This is a genomic window from Pseudooceanicola aestuarii (genome assembly GCF_010614805.1).
Taxonomy (GTDB): Bacteria; Pseudomonadota; Alphaproteobacteria; order Rhodobacterales; family Rhodobacteraceae; genus Pseudooceanicola; species Pseudooceanicola aestuarii.
In genome coordinates this window covers 1,692,050-1,711,181 of record NZ_JAAFZC010000001.1, presented here as the reverse complement: position 1 = coordinate 1,711,181, position 19,132 = coordinate 1,692,050, and the positions used below count along the sequence as shown (strand labels likewise).

Here is a 19,132-nt window from a genome sequence, read left to right as displayed (position 1 = left end):
GCGGTCTTCTCTTGGCAGCGCGGGGGCAAGCGCGTATCACGTTGCGGAACGAGGAATGGATGATGAAGAAGCAGACTGCCATGAACCGCGATTGGATCGCCACCGCCCGCACCCTGTCCGAAGCGCTGCCCTATCTGCAACGCTACGAAGGGGCGATCGTCGTCGTGAAATTTGGCGGCCATGCCATGGGCGACGACGAGGCGATGCAGACCTTTGCCCGCGATATCGTGCTGATGCGGCAGGTCGGGGTTAACCCGGTGATCGTGCATGGCGGCGGTCCTATGATCAACGATATGCTGGACCGGCTGGGCGTGAAATCCGATTTCGTCCGGGGCAAGCGGGTGACCGATGCCGCCACGGTCGAGGTGGTGGAAATGGTACTGTCGGGCCGCGTGAACAAGGCCATCGTGCAGGCGATCAACGAACAGGGCGGCAAGGGTGTCGGCCTGTCGGGCAAGGACGCCGGTCTGATGATCTGCGACCAGACCGACCCGGATCTGGGCTTTGTCGGCACCCCGGCCGAGATCGACACCGGCATCCTGCATTCCATGTTCCGCAGCGACATCATCCCGGTGATCGCACCGCTGGGCATGGGCCGCAACGGCGAGACGTTCAACATCAACGGCGACACCGCCGCCGGGGCCATCGCGGGCGCGCTGAAGGCCGATCGCTTGCTGCTGCTGACCGATGTCGCGGGGGTCAAGGACGCGGAAGGCAACGTCGTGACCGAGCTGTCCGATGTGCAGATCCGCGAGATGACCGAGCAGGGCGTGATCGCCGGCGGCATGATTCCCAAGACGGAAACCGCGCTGGACGCCATTGCGCGCGGGGTGCGTGCCGTGGTCATCCTGGACGGGCGGGCACCGAATGCGGTGCTGCTGGAATTGTTCACCGAACATGGCGCCGGGTCGATGATCCGCGCAGGCTGAGGCATGGACCAGGCTGCCGCGATTCGTCTGCCGATATTCCTGGGGCTATTCACCCTTTTCGCCCTGGCAGAGGCATGGGCCCCGCGCCGCGCCCGTGCCCAGAAGCGCCCGCGTCGCTGGTTGACCAACTGGGGGATTTCGATCGGTGGCACCGTGATGCTGCGGCTTATGGCCCTTGGCCTGCCGCTATTGTCCATCGGGGCGGCGCTGGATGCGCAGGCAGGGGGCTGGGGGCTTTTCAACCGGCTGGGCTGGCCCGCAGCGGCGGAGGTGGCGGCCAGCGTGCTGATCCTGGATTTCGCGATCTGGTTTCAGCACCTGGCGACACACAAGGTGCCGCTGCTCTGGCGGTTGCACCAGGTGCACCATGCGGATCGGGACGTGGATGTGACCACCGCGATCCGGTTTCATCCGCTGGAGATCGGGCTGTCGATGCTGTGGAAGATCGGGTTGATCTACGCGCTTGGCCCCTCTGCCCTGGCGGTTCTGCTGTTCGAGATCATCCTGAACGGCACCGCGATGTTCAACCATGCCAACCTGAACCTGCCGCCCTGGCTGGACCGCTGGATGCGGCTGGTGATCGTGACGCCGGACATGCACCGGGTGCATCATTCCGTGCATCGCGACGAGACGGACAGCAATTACGGCTTTGCCTTCTCACTTTGGGATCGGCTGTTTCGCACCTATTCCGCCACGCCGCGCGATGGGCATGACGGGATGGTGCTGGGCCTGGGCTGGCAGGACGAGCGCCCCTCCCGATTGGGGTGGAGCCTGTGGCTCCCCTTTCGTCGCTAGGGATCGCGGATTGGGACCGCGCGGCGCGGCCCTGCGGGCTGCGGGTTTCGGCGGCCCTGCACCCCGCGCCGGATCCCGCGCTGCCCGCCGGGACCGGCACCTTGTTGCTGTTATCGCCGAAGACACCCCGGTTCTGGGCGATCTTTACCGCCAGCGCGGAATATCGCGACGGGGCGGAGGATCCGATGGACCGCTGGTCGCGACGCGTCATCAACGCCCTCACCCGGCAACAGGATGGCGCCTGCGCGGTCTTTCCCTTTGACGGGCCGCCCTATGCGCCGTTCTACGATTGGGCGCGAGTCGCCGGCGGCGTCCAGCGCTCACCGGTGACCCTGCTGGCCGATGCCGAGGACGGGCTGCACCTGGCATTTCGCGGCGCGCTGGCTCTGCCCGCCACCCTGCCCCTGCCCGCGCCCCGACCCGCGCCCTGTACCGGTTGCATCGCGCCCTGCGCCACCGCCTGTCCGGCGGGCGCGCTGACCCCGGCGGGCTATGATGTGCCCGCCTGTCGCGCCTGGTTGGAGACAGAGGCCGGAAAAATCTGCCTTCACCATGGCTGCCAGGTGCGCGAGGCTTGCCCCCCGGCCCGCGCTCGTGGCAGGGTCTTGGCACAAAACATTTTTCATATGCGTCATTTTACCAAGTAACAGCCCAGATGCGCCGCCGCCTCATTCTCATGCGTCACGCGAAATCATCCTGGGCCACCGCCGGTCAGGAGGATCACGCACGCCCCCTGAACGGACGTGGACGGCGCTCTGCGGAGGCGATCGGCAAATGGCTGTTCGACCGCGAATATCTGCCCGACGTGATCCTGTGCTCCACCGCCGCCCGCACGGTCGAGACGCTGGAGCGCCTGAAGATCAGTGGCCGTGTTGAATTGCTGGAGACGCTCTACCACGCGCCCGCCGGCATCATTCTGGATCAACTGCGACTGGCGGACCGCGAGAATGTGCTGATCCTTGGTCACAATCCCGGCGCGGCCGATTTCGCCGCCCGCATCCTGCGCGATGCGCCGCCGCATGGCCGGTTCGCGGATTTCCCTACCTGCGCGACCTTGGTGGTGGATTTCGAGGTTTCGGAATGGGCGGAGGTGCAGTTCGGGACCGGCACGGTGCGCAATTTCATCACGCCGCGCGAGTTGCTCCAAGAGTGACCGGCAGGCCCGCGCCTGCCCCCTGCATAGGCCCCCGAGACAGACGAAAAACTGCGAGGCCCCGAACGGCCTCCCCGCCGTTCGGGGCCTCGCCCCTCGCATGCCCGGCGGACCCTCTCCCCGGATCCGCCGCCACAAACGCCGCTCGTCAGTGCCCCAGGATCTGGGACAGGAACAATTTCGTCCGCTCGGACCGCGGGTTGTTGAAGAACTCTTCAGGTTCGTTCTGTTCGACGATCTGACCCTGGTCCATGAAGATCACGCGGTTGGCGACCTGACGGGCAAAGCCCATCTCGTGCGTAACACAGAGCATGGTCATACCCTCCTGTGCAAGCTCGATCATCGTGTCCAGCACCTCCTTGATCATCTCGGGATCAAGCGCTGAGGTCGGTTCATCGAACAGCATGATCCGCGGCTTCATGCACAGCGACCGCGCGATGGCGACCCGCTGCTGTTGACCCCCCGACAGCTGGCCGGGATATTTGCTGGCCTGTTCGGGGATCTTCACCTTTTCGAGGAAATGCATGGCCGTTTCCTCGGCCTCGCGCTTGGGCACCTTGCGCACCCAGATCGGCGCCAGGGTGCAGTTTTCCAGGATCGTCAGATGCGGGAACAGGTTGAAATGCTGGAAACACATCCCGACCTCGGACCGGATCTTGTCGATGTTCTTCAGATCCGAGGTCAGTTCGGTCCCGTCGACGATGATCCGCCCCGCCTGGTGTTCCTCCAGACGGTTGATGCAACGGATCAACGTCGATTTGCCCGATCCGGAAGGGCCGGCGATCACAATCCGCTCGCCCCTGTTCACCGTCAGGTCGATATCGCGCAACACGTGGAACGTGCCGTACCATTTGTTCATGTTGCTGATCTCGATGGCGACCTCGTCGCTGACCATCAGCTTGGAACGGTCTACCTGGGGCATCGTGTCAAATGCAGTGTCGGTCATGGTCGGACCCTCCTAGCGGTGCCCGGTCTGAAGCTTGCGCTCCAGATACATCGAGTAGCGGGACATGGAAAAACAGAAGATGAAGAAGACGGCGCCGATGAAGATGAACAGCTCCCAGTAGACACCGTTCCAGGCCGTGTCGGCGCGGATGGCATTGGCCAGGCCCAGCGGATCGAACATCGAGATGATCGATACCAGCGTCGTGTCCTTGAACACCCCGATGAAGGTGGAAACGATCCCCGGGATCGAGATCTTCAGCGCCTGCGGCATGATGATCAGGCGCTGCGCCTGCCAGTAGTCCAGGCCCAGGCTGTCGGCCCCCTCGTACTGCCCGGTCGGCAACGCCGCCAGCCCGCCACGGATCACCTCGGCCATGTAGGCGGAGGCGAACAGCGTCACCATGATCATCACCCGCAGGATGATGTCGAAATTGGTGCCCGGCGGCAGGAAGATGTTCAGCAGGGTAGAGGCCACGAACAGCAGCGTGATCAGCGGCACGCCCCGGATGAACTCGATAAAGCCGACGCAGATCGCCTTGACCAGCAGCAGGTCGGACCGCCGGCCCAGGGCCAGGACGATGCCGATGGGCAGCGAACACATGATCGCCGTCACACCGATGGTGATCGACAGCATGAAGCCGCCGAATTCCCGCGATTGCACCGCTTCGATCCCCAACGGGATGATGCTGTGAACCCCGCCCGCGAAGGGCGCGGCCAGCACGGTCCACCACAGCACCGCCAGCACGACCCCGGTCAACAGCGCCAGGGCCGGGATGATCAGCGATGACAATACGCGGAAGGCCACAGCCACGATGACAAAGCCCAGGATCGCCGCGATCGGCATCCAGATCGACCCGCCCCACAGCAACCAGACCGCCAGGAAGGGATAGAGCATGGAAAACCAGATCATCTTTACCGGGACATAGGCGGCAAAGAGGATCGGTCCCAGGGCCACGAACAGCAACACCAGCGCCAGCACCGGCCGCCAGTAGAGGTCGGAGGGGTAGAACCCGAACATCAGCTGTTGCCAGCGCTCGCGGATCACCCCCCAGCAGGCGCCACCATGGCCGCCCTCCCCCGTGGCCGCGAACATCTCCCGGCATTCGGTCAGGGAGGCTGCGCTCCAGGTCGGGGACAGCAGCCAGGGCACCATGCGATAAAGCAGCATGGCGATGAACAGCAGCGACAGGATGGTCAGTGCCGAATTCACCCAGGTCGAGAACAGGTTGGAGCGCGACCAGCCCATGATCCCCACCGTGGAGGATGGTGGCTCCTTCTCCGGCAGCATGGTGTCGCGGACGAAAAGTACGGATTCTGCGTGTGTGTCAGACATCTTACCGCTCCACCAGTTTAACGCGGGAATTGTACCAGTTCATCACCGCCGAGATCAGCAGGGAGATGGCCAGGTAGATCAGCATGCCAAGGAGAACCGTCTCTAGCTCCCGGCCGGTCTGGTTGAGCGTGATGCCCATCAGCGTGCCGGTGATATCCATGTAGCCCACCGCGATGGCGAGAGAGGAGTTCTTGGTCAGGTTCAGGTATTGCGAGATCAGCGGCGGGATGATCACCCGCAGGGCCTGGGGCAGGATGACCAGGCTCATGATCCGGCGCGGACGCAGGCCCAGGGCGGCTGCCGCCTCGGTCTGGCCCTTGGAAATGGCCAGGATGCCGGCGCGCACGATTTCCGCGATGAAGGCGGCGGTATAAAGCGACAGGGCCAGCCACAGCGCGATCAACGAGTTGCGCAGATAGGTGCCGCCGCCAAAGTTGAACCCCTTGAGCACGGGATACCCGAGGTGGAAGCCCAGCACCGCCAGCAGCACGATCAGCGGCAGCAGGATAACGCCGAGCTGGATATGCCATGTTCGGGGTCGGATGCCGGTGGCGTTCTGCTGCGCTTCGGCGCGTTGCGCGATGCGGTTGCGGACGAACAGGCTGCCGCCCAGCACGATCAGAATCGCAATCAGGTCGAGGCTGATGTTGAACGCTCCGCCTATCGGGAAGTCGCCCAACCCGCGCGAGAACAGCGGTTCGGGGATGTAGACACCCCGATTGGTGACGGCCACCGAGTCGAAGAACGACATCGTCGCCGCCGGGTCTTCGCCCCGGAAGTCACGCGGCGCCGGCAGGCTTTCGATCAGGATGGCCATGCTCAGCACGATCCACATCAGCACCGGCACGTTGCGGAAGAGCTCCACGTAGATGGTCATCAGCCGCGCCACCAGCCAGTTGTTGGACAGGCGCAGCACGCCGATCAGCACACCGACGACGGTGGCCGCGACACAGCCCATGAAGGCCACGAGCAGCGTGTTGAGGATACCGACAAACGCGGCACGCAGGTGGCTGGACTGCGAGTTGTACTCGATCAGCCGCTGGTTGATGTCATATCCCGCCGGTTCGAACAGGAACCCGAAAGACGGTTCCTTGCCCAGGTCGGCGAGGTTCTGCGCTGTGTTGAGGGCAAGCCAGCCGAAGAACAGCAGGAAGGCGACCAGCGCGATGATCTGAAAGGTGATGGCTCGATACCGGGTATCGTAGACAAGCATGGATAGCTTGAACGACGCCGCCGGCGGGTCGGTGAGTGTCGACATGGTGATGTGGTCCCCGTTGCCCGACCGTATTCTGATTGCGTCTGCGCGCGTCGGTCGGTGACTGGCTGCCCCGAAGGGCCCGTTGCGAAGGGGCGCGAAAAAATCGCGCCCCTTGCGAGAGACTTAGCGGAACGGGGGGGCGTACATCAGGCCGCCGTCGGTCCACTGTGCGTTCAGCCCGCGGGCCAGGCCGATCGGGGTGCTTTCGCCGATGTTCTGTTCGAACAGCTCGCCGTAGTTGCCACCGGCCTGGATCGCCTTGACGGCCCAGTCGGCCTCGAGGCCCAGCATCTCGCCCAGGTTGCCCTCGGTCCCCAGCAGGCGGTTGATTTCCGGGTTGTCCCCGGCGGAGGACGCCATGTCACCCACGTTGGTGGAGGTGATGCCCAGTTCCTCGGCCGCGACCAGCGCGTTCAGGGACCAGCGGACCACGTCGCCCCATTCGTCGTCACCGTGGCGGACCAGCGGGCCCAGCGGCTCCTTGGAGACGATCTCCGGCAGCACGACATGTGCGGTGGGATCTTCGAACGTGGCACGCGTTGCGGCCAGGCCGGACGCGTCGGTGGTGTAGACGTCACAGGCGCCCGCCAGGTATTGCTGCTGCGCCTCGGCGTTGGTCTCGATCGGGACCGGCTCATAGTTCATGTTGTTCTTGCGGAAGAAATCCGCGAGGTTCAGCTCGGTCGTGGTGCCGGTCTGGATGCAGACGGTCGCGCCGTCCATTTCCTTGGCCGAAGAGACGCCCAGCTCCTTCGGAACCATGAAACCCTGGCCGTCGTAGTAATTCACGCCGACGAAGGTGAACTTCAGGTCCACATCGCGGGAGAACGTCCAGGTGGTGTTCCGCGCCAGCATGTCGATTTCGCCGGAGGCAAGCGCGGTAAAGCGGGTCTTGCCGGTGGTCGGCACGAATTCGACGGCGGTCGGGTCGCCCAGAACAGCGGCGGCGACGGCGCGGCAGACGCCAACGTCAAAGCCTTTCCATTCGCCGTTCGCATCCGGCGCGGCAAAGCCGACAAGGCCGGTGGTCACGCCGCAGTTCAGCTTCCCACGTGCCTTGACATCGTCCAGGGTGGCCGCGGCGGCAGCGCCTGCGGTCAGCCCGGCGACGGTCAGCGCGCCAAGAAATACGGATTTCATCATGTTAACCTCTTCCTGATTGTCCGCCGCTGGATTTGCTCCGGGCGGTTCATCTGGTCCGTGTTGGACTTCGGGTGAAACATATTGAGAAGGTGTTCCCCCCAACAGTATCAGGAGTGTGAGCGGATTCATCGCGGCCGGTCAAGGCTGTCATAACAAATTTTAATCTACTTGCCGCTACGATTCACGACTTGGCACAGCGCAATGCCAAGTAGTGGGTAGATGAATTAGGAACCCAATTCCAAAACTCAGGCTGCGTGCAGAAAATCCAGGAAGCGGCGCGCATTCAAAAACGCCTCTTCCTTGTGCGCCGCCTGGGCGGTGGCTTCCTCATCGGCGCCCCATTGCTCCTGTTGCCAATCCTCGTCGATCCGCGACAATGTCCATATCTCCCCGATTGGCCGCGCGCCGTGGAATGCGGCAAAGCCCAGGATCAGCGATCCCGACAACGACACCAGATCGTGAAAGGCCGTCAGCTCGAATGCCGACATTTCCGACACTTGCGTCTTCAGCCGGGCCAGGTCGCGCGGATCCTGGGGCGCATGCATGACCCCGGGGCGCGGTTGCAGCCGGGCACCCAATGTCGCGCCCGCCCAATCCAGCAGCGGATCCCAGGCCGCAGCCTGCCGCAGCATCAGCGCCTCGGGGCTGGTCGCGCGGTAGCACAGCAGATCGCTGTCGCCGTAATCGGCCAGCATGGCCACCACCTCCTCCCGTTGCGGCGTCACCTTGTCGATGGCGGCATTGGCGGCGCGGGTGACGGGCATGGAGGCAGGGTTCACGGTTTCGACCTGGGCGTCCCACTCCGCGGCGATGGCATGGGCCAGCGCGGCCGAGGGCACGATCAGCGGCGCCTTGGCCGGGGTGCGAACCGGGCGATTGTCCAAATGGATGGCGAAACCGCCGTCCTGCGGTGTCGCCACGGCCTGTTTCCAGAATCGGCGGGGGGCCCATTCGCTCATGTTTTCACCTCGAATACGTCGTCAATCGCGCGCCGCAGCGCGGCGGCATCGGTCACCGCCGGGCGCTGCGGGGAAATCTCTTCGGGCGCATGGTAGCCCCAGCCAACGCCGATAAACCCTGCACCCGCCGCCTGTGCCATGTCGCGGTCATAGGTGGTGTCGCCGATCATCACAGTCTTCGCCGCCGTCACGCCGGTTTCGGCCATGGCGCTCAGCAGCATGGAGGGATGCGGCTTGCCCGGATGGTCGTCGGCCATCTGAAGGGTGACGAAATGCCGGTCCAGCCCGTGCATCTCCAGCAAGGCCAGTAGACCGCGCCGCGACTTTCCGGTGGCGATCCCCAACAGCAGATCGTCGCGACCGCACAGCCCGTCCAGCAGCTCCATCATCCCTGGATAGAGCGGCGTCCCCCCTGCCCCGCCCAACAGGCGCAGGCGCTGGTATTCGGCCTTGTAGCCGCTCACCAGCCGGTCATAGACGCCATCCGCCAACCCTGGCGCGATTTGACGGACGCCGTGGTCAAGCGACAGCCCGACCATGCGCAGCACCGCAGCACGCTCCGGCACCGGCAGCGCCACGCCCAGAAAGGCGGCGGTCATGGAGGCGACGATATCCGCCTGGCTGTCCACCAGGGTGCCATCCACGTCGAACACCACCAGGCGCGGCATCATTGAAACCCCTCGTCCTCGTCAAAGGGATCGACGGGCACGTCGGCGGCGCGCCATTGCATCGCCTCCCAGGTCCGGCCCATATGTTCGGGCAGCGGCGCGGTCAGGTTCAGGGTCCGGCCGGTGATCGGGTGGCGCAGACGCAGGTGGCGGGCATGAAGATGCAGTTTGCGGCTCAGCTCTCCGCCCAGCTGCGCGCCCCAGCCGTCGCCCAGATTTTCCTGGCCAGAGCCACCATACTTGCCGTCCCCGATGATCGGGTGCCCCAGCTCGGCCATATGGGCCCGCAGCTGGTGGGTGCGCCCCGTCACCGGCACCAGCGCGACCCAGGCGGCGCGCTTGGCCAGCGGGGACAGCACCGCGTAATCGCTAACCGCGCGCTTGGCACCGGGGGTCTTGTCGACCTGTCCGGGATGCAGGCACAGCATCTTCTCGCCCTCGCCACCGGCGCCATGGCCCGGCGCCTTCACCAGGCCATAGCGGATCGTCCCCATCGCCGGAGAGGGCACGCCCGCCACCACCGCCCAGTAGATCTTGCGGGTCTCGCGGGCGCGGAACGCCTCAGTCAGCTTGGCCGCGACGGACCGGCTCCGTGCCAGCAGCAGCAGGCCCGAGGTATCCTTGTCCAGGCGGTGCACCAGCCGGGGTTTCTCATCCCCCGGTCGGGTCAGCGCAGCAGACAGGCCATCGACATGACGCGTCTGCTTGCTGCCGCCCTGAACGGGCAGGCCGGCGGGCTTGTTCAGCACGATCAGGTGATCGTCCTCCCACAGCACCGCATCGCGCATCAGCCGGGTGTCGGCCTCTCCGATGCGGGGGATGGGCGGGGCGGCGGGCTGCTGGTCGGGATCGGGCAAGGGCGGCACGCGCACGTCCTGCCCGGCCTCCAGCCGGTGATTGCTCTTGATCCGGCCGCCGTTGACCCGCAGTTCGCCCTTGCGGCACATCTTCTCGATGCGGCCCTGGGTCAGCTGTGGAAACAGGCGCCGCAACCAGCGGTCCAGCCGTTGATCGGCATCCGCCGCGCCGACGGTGATCGTTTGCACGCCGCTCATGTCAGGATCTCCCGGCCAAGCCAAAGCCCGGCCACCAATGCGGCAAGGGACAGGCCCACGGACAGCCCCACATAGGCCGCCGCCTGTCCCAACGCGCCGCGTTCATACAACGTCACCGCTTCCAGCGAAAAGGCCGAGAAGGTCGTGAACCCGCCCAAGAGGCCGGTGACAAGAAAAGGCGCCCAATGGGTCAACCCACGTGCCGCCATCACGGCGACCAGCAGGCCCATCACTCCGGAGCCCAGGATGTTCACCCCGATCACGCCCAGCGGAAAGCCCCCCGCGCCCCAGGCACGCGTGACCGCGACCCCCGAAAGATAGCGCAGGCTGGCCCCGATGGCGCCGCCCAGGGCGACCTGAAGGATCGTTGAAATCATGGCGCCCCCTGTCGCGCCAACCGGGGCGGGAGTCAAGCTGACCCGCCCCCGCCACGCTTCGCCCGCAGGCGGGCGAAATACTCCACCCGCTTGGCCAGGTCACGTTCGAACCCGCGTTCGACGGGGCTGTAGAACTGCTCCCGCTCCATGTCCTCGGGGAAATAATCCTGGCCCGAGAACGCGTCTTCGGCGTCGTGATCATAGGCGTAGCCCGTGCCGTAGCCCTGGTCCTTCATCAAGCTGGTGGGCGCATTCAGGATGTGGCGCGGCGGCATGGCACTGCCGTTCGTCCTGGCGCTGCGGCGGGCGGCCTTGTAGGCGGCGTAGCCCGCGTTGGATTTCGGCGCCAATGCCAGGTAGACGACCGCCTGCGACAGCGCCAGCTCCCCCTCCGGACTGCCGAGACGCTCGTAGGTCTGCCAGGCCTCCAGGCAGAGGCCCTGCGCCTGCGGATCGGCCAGGCCGATGTCCTCGACCGCCATGCGGGTGATGCGCCGGGCCAGGTAGCGCGGGTCTTCGCCGCCCTCCAGCATCCGCGCATACCAGTACAGCGCCGCGTCAGGGTCCGATCCGCGCACCGATTTGTGCAGGGCGGAAATCAGGTTGTAATGCTCGTCCCCCGACTTGTCGTATTTGGCCGCCCGCCGCATCAACCGCGCCGACAGGGCGGCCGTGTCCAAAGGCGCCTCCACGCGCCAGGCGGCAACTTGTTCGACCAGGTTCAACAGCGCGCGCCCGTCGCCATCCGCCATGGCAAAAAGCGCGGCACGGGCCTGCGCATTCAGCGGCAACGGGCGGTTCAGCGCCGCCTCTGCGCGGGCGGTCAATTCCTCCAACTCTACCAGAGAAAGGCGTTCCAACACCAGAACCTGAGCGCGAGACAAAAGCGCGGCATTCAATTCAAAACTGGGGTTTTCGGTTGTGGCGCCCACAAGGATGATCGTGCCATCCTCCATATGCGGCAGGAAACCATCCTGCTGCGCCTTGTTGAAACGGTGGATCTCGTCCACGAACAGCAATGTCCCCTGCCCCGCGCGGCGGCGCTGGCGGGCAGCTTCGAACACCTTTTTCAGATCCGCCACGCCGGAGAAGATCGCGCTGATCTGTTCGAAATGCAGCTTCGTCTCATGGGCCAGCAGGCGTGCGATCGTCGTCTTGCCGGTGCCGGGCGGACCCCAGAATATGATGGAGGACAACGAGCCGGATTCCAGCATCACCGTCAACGGCGCATTGGCGCCAATCACCTGCGGCTGGCCGATCACCTCCGCCAGCGCCTGCGGACGCAACCGATCCGCCAGGGGGCGCGGGCCGTCGGGCATGTCGGGCGCGGCACGGGCCGGCGGGGCGTCGGATCCGAAAAGGTCAGCCATCAGAGGCGGAACCGCATGGTCATCCGCTGGCCGGCACGCAGCACATCCAGCTCCAGGTAGCCGCGCAGATCCCGCAAGAGGCGATCTGCGCCTTCGGACCCGATCACCGGCTTCCCGTTGACGGCCAGCAGCACGTCGCCGATGCGCAGGCCTGCACGGCGGCCCACCGGGCCGGGGTCGGCCACCAGGGCGCCCCTTGCCGTCAACGGCAATTGGTATTCCGCGATCACGGCCGGATTCACACTGTGCAATGTCAGCCCCGGCAGGGCGGACCGGCGTCCGGTCTGGCGTTCGGCGCGCGGCGGATCCTCGGGCGGGGCAATCAGGGTGACAGCAATGTCCTTGCGGTCGCCGTCGCGATACCGCGTGACCTGCATTTCCTCTCCAAGGCCGCGTACGCTCATCCGGAACAGCATTTCCGCCGGACCCGCGACCGGTTGACCATCCACTGCCAGAATGACGTCACCCGCACGGAACCCGGCGGCACCAAACGGGCTGGCCTCATGCAGATCGGCGATCACCAGCCCCTGCGGGCGGTCCAGACCCAGGGTGGCGGCGATATCCACGTCCACCGGCTGGCCGGTCATGCCCGCCCAGGGCCGTTCGAACCGCGCGCCGCCCGCCTGCGCCTGTTCGACGAATTGCGCCACCAGGGCGGCGGGGATGGCGAATCCGATCCCGTTGGAGCCGCCAGATTTCGACAGGATGCGCGTGTTCACCCCGATCAGGTCGCCGTTGATATCGATCAGCGCGCCGCCTGAGTTTCCCGGATTGATCGGCGCATCGGTCTGGATGTAATAGCCACGCGCGTTGCCGATCGCCGTGCCGGTCCGGGCCAGCCCCGATACAATCCCCGACGATACAGTCTGCCCCACGCCGAAGGGATTGCCGATGGCCAGCGCCAGCTCTCCCACTTCGACGGAATCGCTGTCGCGCAGGCGCAGATGCGGCATGTCGGTGGCCCCGTCCAGCCGCAGCACCGCCAGGTCGGCCTCCGCATCCGATAGCAGCACCGTGGCGTCAAATTCCCGGCGGTCGTTCAGCACCACGCGGATTTCGTCTGCCTGGGCCACAACGTGGTAATTCGAAACGACGATCCCGTCTTCAGACAAGATCACCCCTGAGCCAAGCGAATTCTGCACCCGTGGCTGCGACGGGCCGAATTCACGGAAGAAATCGCGAAAGAACGGATCATCGGCGAAGGGCGAGCGGCGCGTTTCCACCACCCGTTTGGCATAGATATTGACCACGGCGGGCGCGGCCTGCCGCACCAGAGGCGCAAAGCCCAGGGAGATTTCAGCCTGGCTGACTGGCACGCGCGTTTCTGCCGCCTCGGGGGCCGAGGAGGGCACCAACAGATAGGCACTGAAAGAAACGATGGCCGTGACGGTCACGGCGGCAAGGGCGGTCAGGATCGGGCGTTGCATGGGATCTCCGTCGCGGCGTCTGGGCCAAGATATGCGAAGCGGCGCACGATTTTGCAAGGAACCGGAAACGCGAAGCCCCCGCAGTCGGCAAACTGCGGGGGCCGGAATTCTGCGCTGTCGGGCGGTATCAGCCCTCTGCTGCCTCGGCCTCGGCCAGGCGTGCCCGGTCACCGGCGCCCTTGGCATCGACGTCGCGGTCGACGAATTCGATGATCGCCATCGGCGCCATGTCACCATAGCGGAAGCCCGCTTTCATGATGCGGATATAGCCGCCCTGACGGTCCTTGTAGCGCGGGCCAAGAATGTCGAACAGTTTTTCGACATATTGGTCCTGTTTCAGCTGGGAGGCCGCCTGGCGGCGGGCATGCAGATCGCCGCGCTTGCCCAGGGTGATCAGCTTTTCGACAATGCGGCGAAGTTCCTTCGCCTTGGGCAGCGTCGTCTTGATCTGTTCGTGTTCGATGAGAGAGCCGGCCATGTTCGCCCACAATGCCTTGCGGTGTTCGTGGGTGCGGTTCAGGCGGCGGTAGCCTCGTGCGTGACGCATGCGTCTTACTCCGAATTGCCCTCTACGGGCGGTTTTGCTTTGTCTGGCCGGCGATGCGTGTCACCGGCTCTCCTTGGGACGCATCAGGGGGATGCGGCCGTTGCGGCGGCAGGGCCAAAATGGCCCCGAAAGAAGACACCCGGCGCCGCACCGGGTGCCCTGTCTGATCAGAACTGGTCTTCGAACTTCTTGGCCAGGTCTTCGATATTGTCGGGCGGCCAATCCTCAACGTCCATGCCGAGATGCAGACCCATGCCCGAGAGCACTTCCTTGATCTCGTTCAGAGACTTGCGACCGAAGTTCGGCGTGCGCAGCATCTCTGCCTCGGTCTTCTGGATCAGGTCGCCGATATAGACGATGTTGTCGTTCTTCAGGCAGTTGGCGGACCGGACAGACAGCTCCAGCTCATCCACTTTCTTCAGCAGGAGCGGGTTGAACTCCAGACCGTCATCCTCGTCCTGGCGACCAGCCGATTCAGGCTCGTCGAAATTGACGAAGATGGACAGCTGATCCTGAAGGATACGCGCGGCATAAGCCACGGCGTCATCCGGCGAGATGGAGCCGTCGGTGTCGATTTTCATCGTCAGCTTGTCATAGTCCAGCACCTGACCCTCGCGGGTGGGCTGCACGTCGTAGGACACCTTCTTGATCGGCGAATAGATCGCATCGATCGGGATCAGGCCGATGGGGGCATCCTCCGGCTTGTTCTTGTCGGCGGGGACATAGCCCTTGCCGGTGTTCACGGTCAGTTCCATGAACAGGTCCGACCCCTCGTCGAGGTGGCAGATCACGTGTTCCTTGTTCAGGATCTCGATGCCCGCGCTTTCGGAGATGTCAGCGGCAGTGACGACGCCCGGCCCCTTCGCATTGACCGAAAGGCGTTTGGGCCCTTCGACTTCCATGCGCAGGGACACGCCCTTGAGATTCAGCACCACGTCGGTCACGTCTTCGCGCACACCGGCGATGGACGAGAATTCGTGCAGCACGTTGTCGATCTGCACGCTGGTGATCGCCGCCCCCTGAAGGGAGGACATGAGAACGCGACGCAGCGCGTTGCCCAGCGTAAGGCCGAACCCGCGTTCCAGCGGTTCGGCAACCACCGTTGCCTGACGGGCCGGGTTGTTGCCCGGCTTGACGTCGAGCTGGGTTGGCTTGATCAGTTCGGCCCAGTTCTTGTGGATCATGTATCCCTCCATTCCCGTTTCGGCCCTGGCTGAGGGACCGAAAACTCCCGAGGTTCAAAATGACGAAAGGCGACCGCGCCGGGGCGCGGCCACCAAAGAGAGTCGCAGACGATCAGACCCGACGGCGTTTCGGCGGACGGCAGCCGTTGTGCGCGATCGGGGTCACGTCGCGGATGGACGTGATGTTGAAGCCAGCGGCGGCCAGCGCGCGCAGCGCGCTTTCGCGGCCGGAACCGGGGCCCTGAACTTCGACTTCCAGCGTCTTGACGCCGTGTTCCTGTGCCTTCTTGCCCGCGTCTTCTGCGGCCATCTGCGCGGCATAGGGTGTCGACTTCCGGGAGCCTTTGAAGCCCATGGTGCCGGCGGACGACCAGGAGATCGCGTTGCCCTGCACATCGGAGATCAGGATCTTGGTATTGTTGAACGAAGAGTTCACATGCGCAACGCCAGCGGCGATGTTCTTGGAAACCTTGCGTTTGGTACGACGGGTATCGCGTGCCATATCTGCTGCCCTCCCTTACTTCTTCTTGCCGGCGATGGCTTTCGCCGGGCCCTTGCGGGTACGGGCGTTGGTATGGGTCCGCTGGCCGCGAACCGGCAGGTTGCGACGATGGCGCAGGCCACGGTAGCAGCCCAGGTCCATCAGGCGCTTGACGTTCATCTGCACTTCGCGGCGCAGGTCGCCTTCGACGGTGAAGTTCGCGTCGATATGTTCGCGGATGGCCAGAACTTCGGCGTCGGACAATTCGTTGACGCGGCGGGTCTGGTCGATGTTCACGGAGTCACAGATGCTGCGGGCCGAAGACGGGCCGATACCGGTGATGTAGGTCAGGGCGATGGGCACCCGCTTTGCAGTCGGGATGTTAACGCCGGCAATACGTGCCAATGTTCTGTATTCCTTTTGTTGCGGTTCCGTAGCTCCAGAACCTTTTTTCACAACACATGGCCCGAGGCTTCAGCCGTCGGGCCCTGGGTCATATGCGAGGCCCCGGCACAGCCGACGAGAATCAGCGACGTTCCGGGATAGGGCTGCGTATGTGTGAATCGCAGGATCGTCAAGAGGGCAAGAAGGTTTTCCCCCGCGCCGGGAGAAAACCAGAATTCCGCCGAGGCAGGGCCGAACCCTGTATTGCCACAGCGAAATTGGGTCAGTTGCTCAGGATCTCGTCGATCTGGCGCTTGACCTCGGACATCTCTGCCAGGCCGTCGACGCGGCGCAGATCGTCCTTGGCATAGTAGTAACCGATCAGCGGCGAGGTCTTCTTGTAATATTCCATCAAGCGGGTCTTGAGGCTTTCCTCGTTGTCATCCGCCCGGCGCTTGAACTCCGTACCGCCGCAATTGGCGCATTTGCCATCGGCGGGGATCGGCTTGGTCACGTCGTGGTAGACCTCCCCGCAATTGCCGCAGGTGGAGCGCCCGACGATACGGGCGACCAGCGCCTCTTCCTCGACCTGCAATTCCACGACGGCATCCAGCGCCTCACCCATGTCGGCCAGCAGATCGGCCAGCGCATCCGCCTGCGCCAGCGTCCGGGGAAATCCATCAAAGATGAATCCGCCCTTCTTCTCGCCTTCCAGCTTCTCGCGGATCAGGCCGATGACGATTTCGTCGGTTACCAGCCCACCCTTGTCCATGACTTCGGCGACGACCTTGCCCATTTCGGTGCCCGAGGACCGGGCCTCCCTCAGCATGTCACCGGTGGACAGCTGGATCATGTCGCGCTCATCGACCAATACGCGGGCCTGGGTACCTTTGCCGGCGCCCGGCGGTCCAAGTAGAATGATGTTCATCGACGTGCTGGTCCTTTTCGTTGCCGGCGCTTGCCCTTGCCGCGCAATTGCGACTTTTCGATCAGGCCTTCGTATTGGTGGGCCAGAAGATGGCTTTGCACCTGCTGGATCGTATCCATGACGACCGATACCACGATCAACACGGAAGTCCCGCCGAAATAGAAGGGAACGGCCATCTGTCCGCGCAGCACTTCGGGCAGCATGCAGACGGCGGCCAGGTAAGCGGAGCCCAGGACCAGGATACGCTTGACCACGTATTCCAGGTATTCCTCGGTCTTCTTGCCGGGCCGGATGCCGGGGACGAAACCGTTCTGGTTCTTCAAGTTCTCCGCAACCTCGTCGGGCTTGAAGGAAACGTTGAAGGTGTAGAAATAGGCGAAGAAGACGATCATCGCGACGAAGAACAGCAGGTACAGCGGCTGCCCCGGCCCGAAATAGGCCAGCAGCGTTGACATGACCGGCCCCGTATCACTGCCCGAGAAGGTGGAGATCGTCACCGGCAGCAGCAGCAGCGAGGAGGCGAAGATCGCCGGGATCACCCCCGCCGGGTTCACTTTCACCGGAAGGTGGGAAGACCCGCCGTCGTAGACCTTCATGCCCACCTGGCGGCGCGGATACTGGATATGGATCTTTCGCAACGCCCGCTCCATGAACACCACGAAGGCAATTGTCGCGACCACCATCAGTACCACGCCCACGATCACCGCGGGAGAAATCGCGCCGGACCGGCCGGAGGCGAAGAACTGCGCCAGGGCGGCGGGAACCTCGGCGATGATGCCGACGAAAATGATCAGGGAAATACCGTTGCCGACGCCGCGCGCGGTGATCTGTTCACCCAGCCACATCAGGAACATTGTCCCACCGACCAGGGTGATCACGCAGGTTGCCCTGAAGAACAGGCCCGGATCCGTCACCAGGTCACCCGATTCAAGCGAGACGGCAAGCCCGTAGGCCTGTAGCGTCGCCAGCAGCACCGTGCCGTAGCGGGTGTATTGGTTGATCTTCTTGCGGCCCTGTTCGCCTTCCTTCTTCAGCTGCTCCAGCGCCGGCACCATGGCCGTCATGAGCTGCACGATGATGGAGGCGGAGATATAGGGCATGATGCCCAGGGCGAAGATGCCCATGCGGCCCAAGGCGCCGCCGGTGAACATCGTCAGCATGCCGCCGATCCCCTGCCCCGCGCCTTCCATGAACTCACGCAGGGCGGCGCCGTCAATGCCGGGAACGGGCAGGAAGGTGCCCAGCCGGTAGACAATCAGCAGCCCGATCGTGAAGAAGATCCGCTTGCGGAGATCGGTCGCCTTGCCGAGGGCGGACCATGAGGTGTTGGCCGCCATCTGTTCTGCTGCGGATACCATCGGCTCTCTCTCTTATGCACAGACGCCGCCGGAACCGTTTTCCGGCTCTGGCGGCGTCATGGGAAAACTCGGAAGGTTATGTAAGCGGAGCATGCCCCGCTCACAACCTCTTATTCGGCCGCTTGCGCCGTCGTGACCGTGAGGGACCCGCCCGCTGCTGCCACGGCATCAACCGCAGCTTGCGAGGCGCCGGTCACTTCCAGCGTCACCTTGGTGCCGATCTCGCCCTTGGCCAGAACACGCACACCGTCCAGTTTGCGGCGCACGGCACCGGAAGCGAGCAACGCATCCTCGGTGATCGTCTGGCCTGCATCCAGCTTGCCGGATTCGATGTACTTGGCGATGATGCCCAGGTTGATCACGGCGAATTTCTTGCGGTTCGGCTTGTTGAAGCCACGCTTGGGCAGACGTTGGTACAGCGGCATCTGGCCGCCTTCGTAACCGTTGATCGCCACGCCGGACCGGGACTTCTGACCCTTGATACCACGGCCAGCCATCTTGCCCTTGCCGGAACCGGGACCACGCGCAACGCGCTTTTTCTTCTGGGTTGCGCCGGGATTGTCGCGCAGTTCGTTCAGTTTCATGTCGCTTCTCCTTGCCGGAACACCTTCCCGAAGCGATGCGGAAGGGACACGGCTGCTGATGTCATGATTCCGTGACCCCGCAGGGCCACCGGGCGCGTATAGGGGTTTGCGATTGTGGATGCAAGAGTGCGCGCGGCGCCCTCAGTGGCAATGCACCCGGCCGACCTTGGTTTCCATGTGGCAGCATCGCCCCGGAGGGGAGGATTTCCGGCAGCCGCCTCCATGAGCGACCACCATCGGCGCCGCCGTGACGA

The 19,132-nt window shown here is 64.3% G+C and carries 21 protein-coding genes; 4 read left to right on the top strand and 17 right to left on the bottom strand.

Annotated elements, in window-relative coordinates; genetic code table 11:
- Positions 1-62: 62 nt before the first annotated feature.
- Genes argB through G5A46_RS08140 form a run of 4 tightly spaced genes read left to right on the top strand, consistent with a single transcriptional unit; the run spans position 63 to position 2,877 of the window.
- A complete protein-coding gene (gene argB / locus G5A46_RS08155) occupies positions 63-929 on the top strand; it encodes an acetylglutamate kinase (RefSeq protein ID WP_163848926.1) in 867 nt (288 codons plus the stop codon).
- Between the two features lie 3 nt (positions 930-932).
- The gene (locus G5A46_RS08150) at positions 933-1,724 is read left to right on the top strand and encodes a sterol desaturase family protein (protein ID WP_163848925.1); all 792 of its coding nucleotides are present in this window, start codon (positions 933-935) and stop codon (positions 1,722-1,724) included.
- A complete protein-coding gene (locus G5A46_RS08145; RefSeq protein WP_239520668.1) occupies positions 1,703-2,371 on the top strand; it encodes a ferredoxin in 669 nt (222 codons plus the stop codon). The genes G5A46_RS08150 and G5A46_RS08145 overlap by 22 nt, the downstream gene beginning before the upstream one ends.
- 8 nt (positions 2,372-2,379) lie before the next feature.
- Positions 2,380-2,877, top strand: a complete 498-nt coding sequence (locus tag G5A46_RS08140; RefSeq protein ID WP_163848924.1) for a SixA phosphatase family protein — start codon at positions 2,380-2,382, stop codon at positions 2,875-2,877.
- Between the two features lie 148 nt (positions 2,878-3,025).
- Here the strand turns inward: G5A46_RS08140 and G5A46_RS08135 are convergent, their stop codons facing one another.
- The 17 genes from G5A46_RS08135 to rplO form a co-directional block, all read right to left on the bottom strand.
- Positions 3,026-3,823 carry an amino acid ABC transporter ATP-binding protein gene (locus tag G5A46_RS08135; RefSeq protein ID WP_163848923.1) on the bottom strand — a complete coding sequence of 266 codons (798 nt, stop codon included), beginning with the start codon at positions 3,821-3,823 and terminating at the stop codon, positions 3,026-3,028.
- A 12-nt stretch (positions 3,824-3,835) separates the two neighbouring features.
- The gene (locus G5A46_RS08130) at positions 3,836-5,155 is read right to left on the bottom strand and encodes an amino acid ABC transporter permease (RefSeq protein WP_163848922.1); all 1,320 of its coding nucleotides are present in this window, start codon (positions 5,153-5,155) and stop codon (positions 3,836-3,838) included.
- 1 nt (position 5,156) lies between these two features.
- Positions 5,157-6,413: an amino acid ABC transporter permease gene (locus G5A46_RS08125; RefSeq protein ID WP_163848921.1), complete on the bottom strand. Its 1,257-nt coding sequence runs from the start codon at positions 6,411-6,413 to the stop codon at positions 5,157-5,159.
- Between the two features lie 123 nt (positions 6,414-6,536).
- Positions 6,537-7,556, bottom strand: a complete 1,020-nt coding sequence (locus G5A46_RS08120; RefSeq protein WP_163848920.1) for an amino acid ABC transporter substrate-binding protein — start codon at positions 7,554-7,556, stop codon at positions 6,537-6,539.
- Positions 7,557-7,801: 245 nt separating this feature from the next.
- On the bottom strand, positions 7,802-8,515 hold the full coding sequence (locus tag G5A46_RS08115) for an ATP12 family chaperone protein (RefSeq protein ID WP_163848919.1): 714 nt from the start codon (positions 8,513-8,515) through the stop codon (positions 7,802-7,804).
- Positions 8,512-9,186, bottom strand: coding sequence for an HAD-IA family hydrolase (locus G5A46_RS08110; RefSeq protein ID WP_163848918.1), 675 nt, complete (start codon positions 9,184-9,186; stop codon positions 8,512-8,514). The genes G5A46_RS08115 and G5A46_RS08110 overlap by 4 nt, the downstream gene beginning before the upstream one ends.
- Entirely contained in the window at positions 9,183-10,238 is a 1,056-nt protein-coding gene (locus G5A46_RS08105) for an RluA family pseudouridine synthase (protein WP_163848917.1), read from the bottom strand. Before G5A46_RS08105 ends, G5A46_RS08110 begins: the two co-directional genes overlap by 4 nt.
- Positions 10,235-10,615 carry a fluoride efflux transporter CrcB gene (crcB, locus tag G5A46_RS08100; RefSeq protein ID WP_163848916.1) on the bottom strand — a complete coding sequence of 127 codons (381 nt, stop codon included), beginning with the start codon at positions 10,613-10,615 and terminating at the stop codon, positions 10,235-10,237. Before crcB ends, G5A46_RS08105 begins: the two co-directional genes overlap by 4 nt.
- A 32-nt stretch (positions 10,616-10,647) precedes the next feature.
- Entirely contained in the window at positions 10,648-11,985 is a 1,338-nt protein-coding gene (locus tag G5A46_RS08095) for a replication-associated recombination protein A (RefSeq protein ID WP_163848915.1), read from the bottom strand.
- Positions 11,985-13,412: a trypsin-like peptidase domain-containing protein gene (locus G5A46_RS08090; RefSeq protein ID WP_163848914.1), complete on the bottom strand. Its 1,428-nt coding sequence runs from the start codon at positions 13,410-13,412 to the stop codon at positions 11,985-11,987. The genes G5A46_RS08095 and G5A46_RS08090 overlap by 1 nt, the downstream gene beginning before the upstream one ends.
- A gap of 127 nt (positions 13,413-13,539) precedes the next feature.
- Positions 13,540-13,959 carry a 50S ribosomal protein L17 gene (rplQ, locus tag G5A46_RS08085; RefSeq protein WP_163848913.1) on the bottom strand — a complete coding sequence of 140 codons (420 nt, stop codon included), beginning with the start codon at positions 13,957-13,959 and terminating at the stop codon, positions 13,540-13,542.
- Between the two features lie 167 nt (positions 13,960-14,126).
- On the bottom strand, positions 14,127-15,143 hold the full coding sequence (locus G5A46_RS08080) for a DNA-directed RNA polymerase subunit alpha (RefSeq protein ID WP_163848912.1): 1,017 nt from the start codon (positions 15,141-15,143) through the stop codon (positions 14,127-14,129).
- 112 nt (positions 15,144-15,255) lie between these two features.
- On the bottom strand, positions 15,256-15,645 hold the full coding sequence (gene rpsK / locus G5A46_RS08075) for a 30S ribosomal protein S11 (RefSeq protein ID WP_163848911.1): 390 nt from the start codon (positions 15,643-15,645) through the stop codon (positions 15,256-15,258).
- A 15-nt stretch (positions 15,646-15,660) separates the two neighbouring features.
- On the bottom strand, positions 15,661-16,029 hold the full coding sequence (gene rpsM, locus G5A46_RS08070) for a 30S ribosomal protein S13 (RefSeq protein ID WP_163848910.1): 369 nt from the start codon (positions 16,027-16,029) through the stop codon (positions 15,661-15,663).
- A gap of 262 nt (positions 16,030-16,291) precedes the next feature.
- Entirely contained in the window at positions 16,292-16,936 is a 645-nt protein-coding gene (locus tag G5A46_RS08065; protein WP_163848909.1) for an adenylate kinase, read from the bottom strand.
- Entirely contained in the window at positions 16,933-18,294 is a 1,362-nt protein-coding gene (gene secY, locus G5A46_RS08060) for a preprotein translocase subunit SecY (RefSeq protein ID WP_163848908.1), read from the bottom strand. Before secY ends, G5A46_RS08065 begins: the two co-directional genes overlap by 4 nt.
- Positions 18,295-18,404: 110 nt before the next feature.
- Positions 18,405-18,878 carry a 50S ribosomal protein L15 gene (gene rplO, locus G5A46_RS08055; RefSeq protein WP_163848907.1) on the bottom strand — a complete coding sequence of 158 codons (474 nt, stop codon included), beginning with the start codon at positions 18,876-18,878 and terminating at the stop codon, positions 18,405-18,407.
- Between the last annotated feature and the right edge of the window lie 254 nt (positions 18,879-19,132).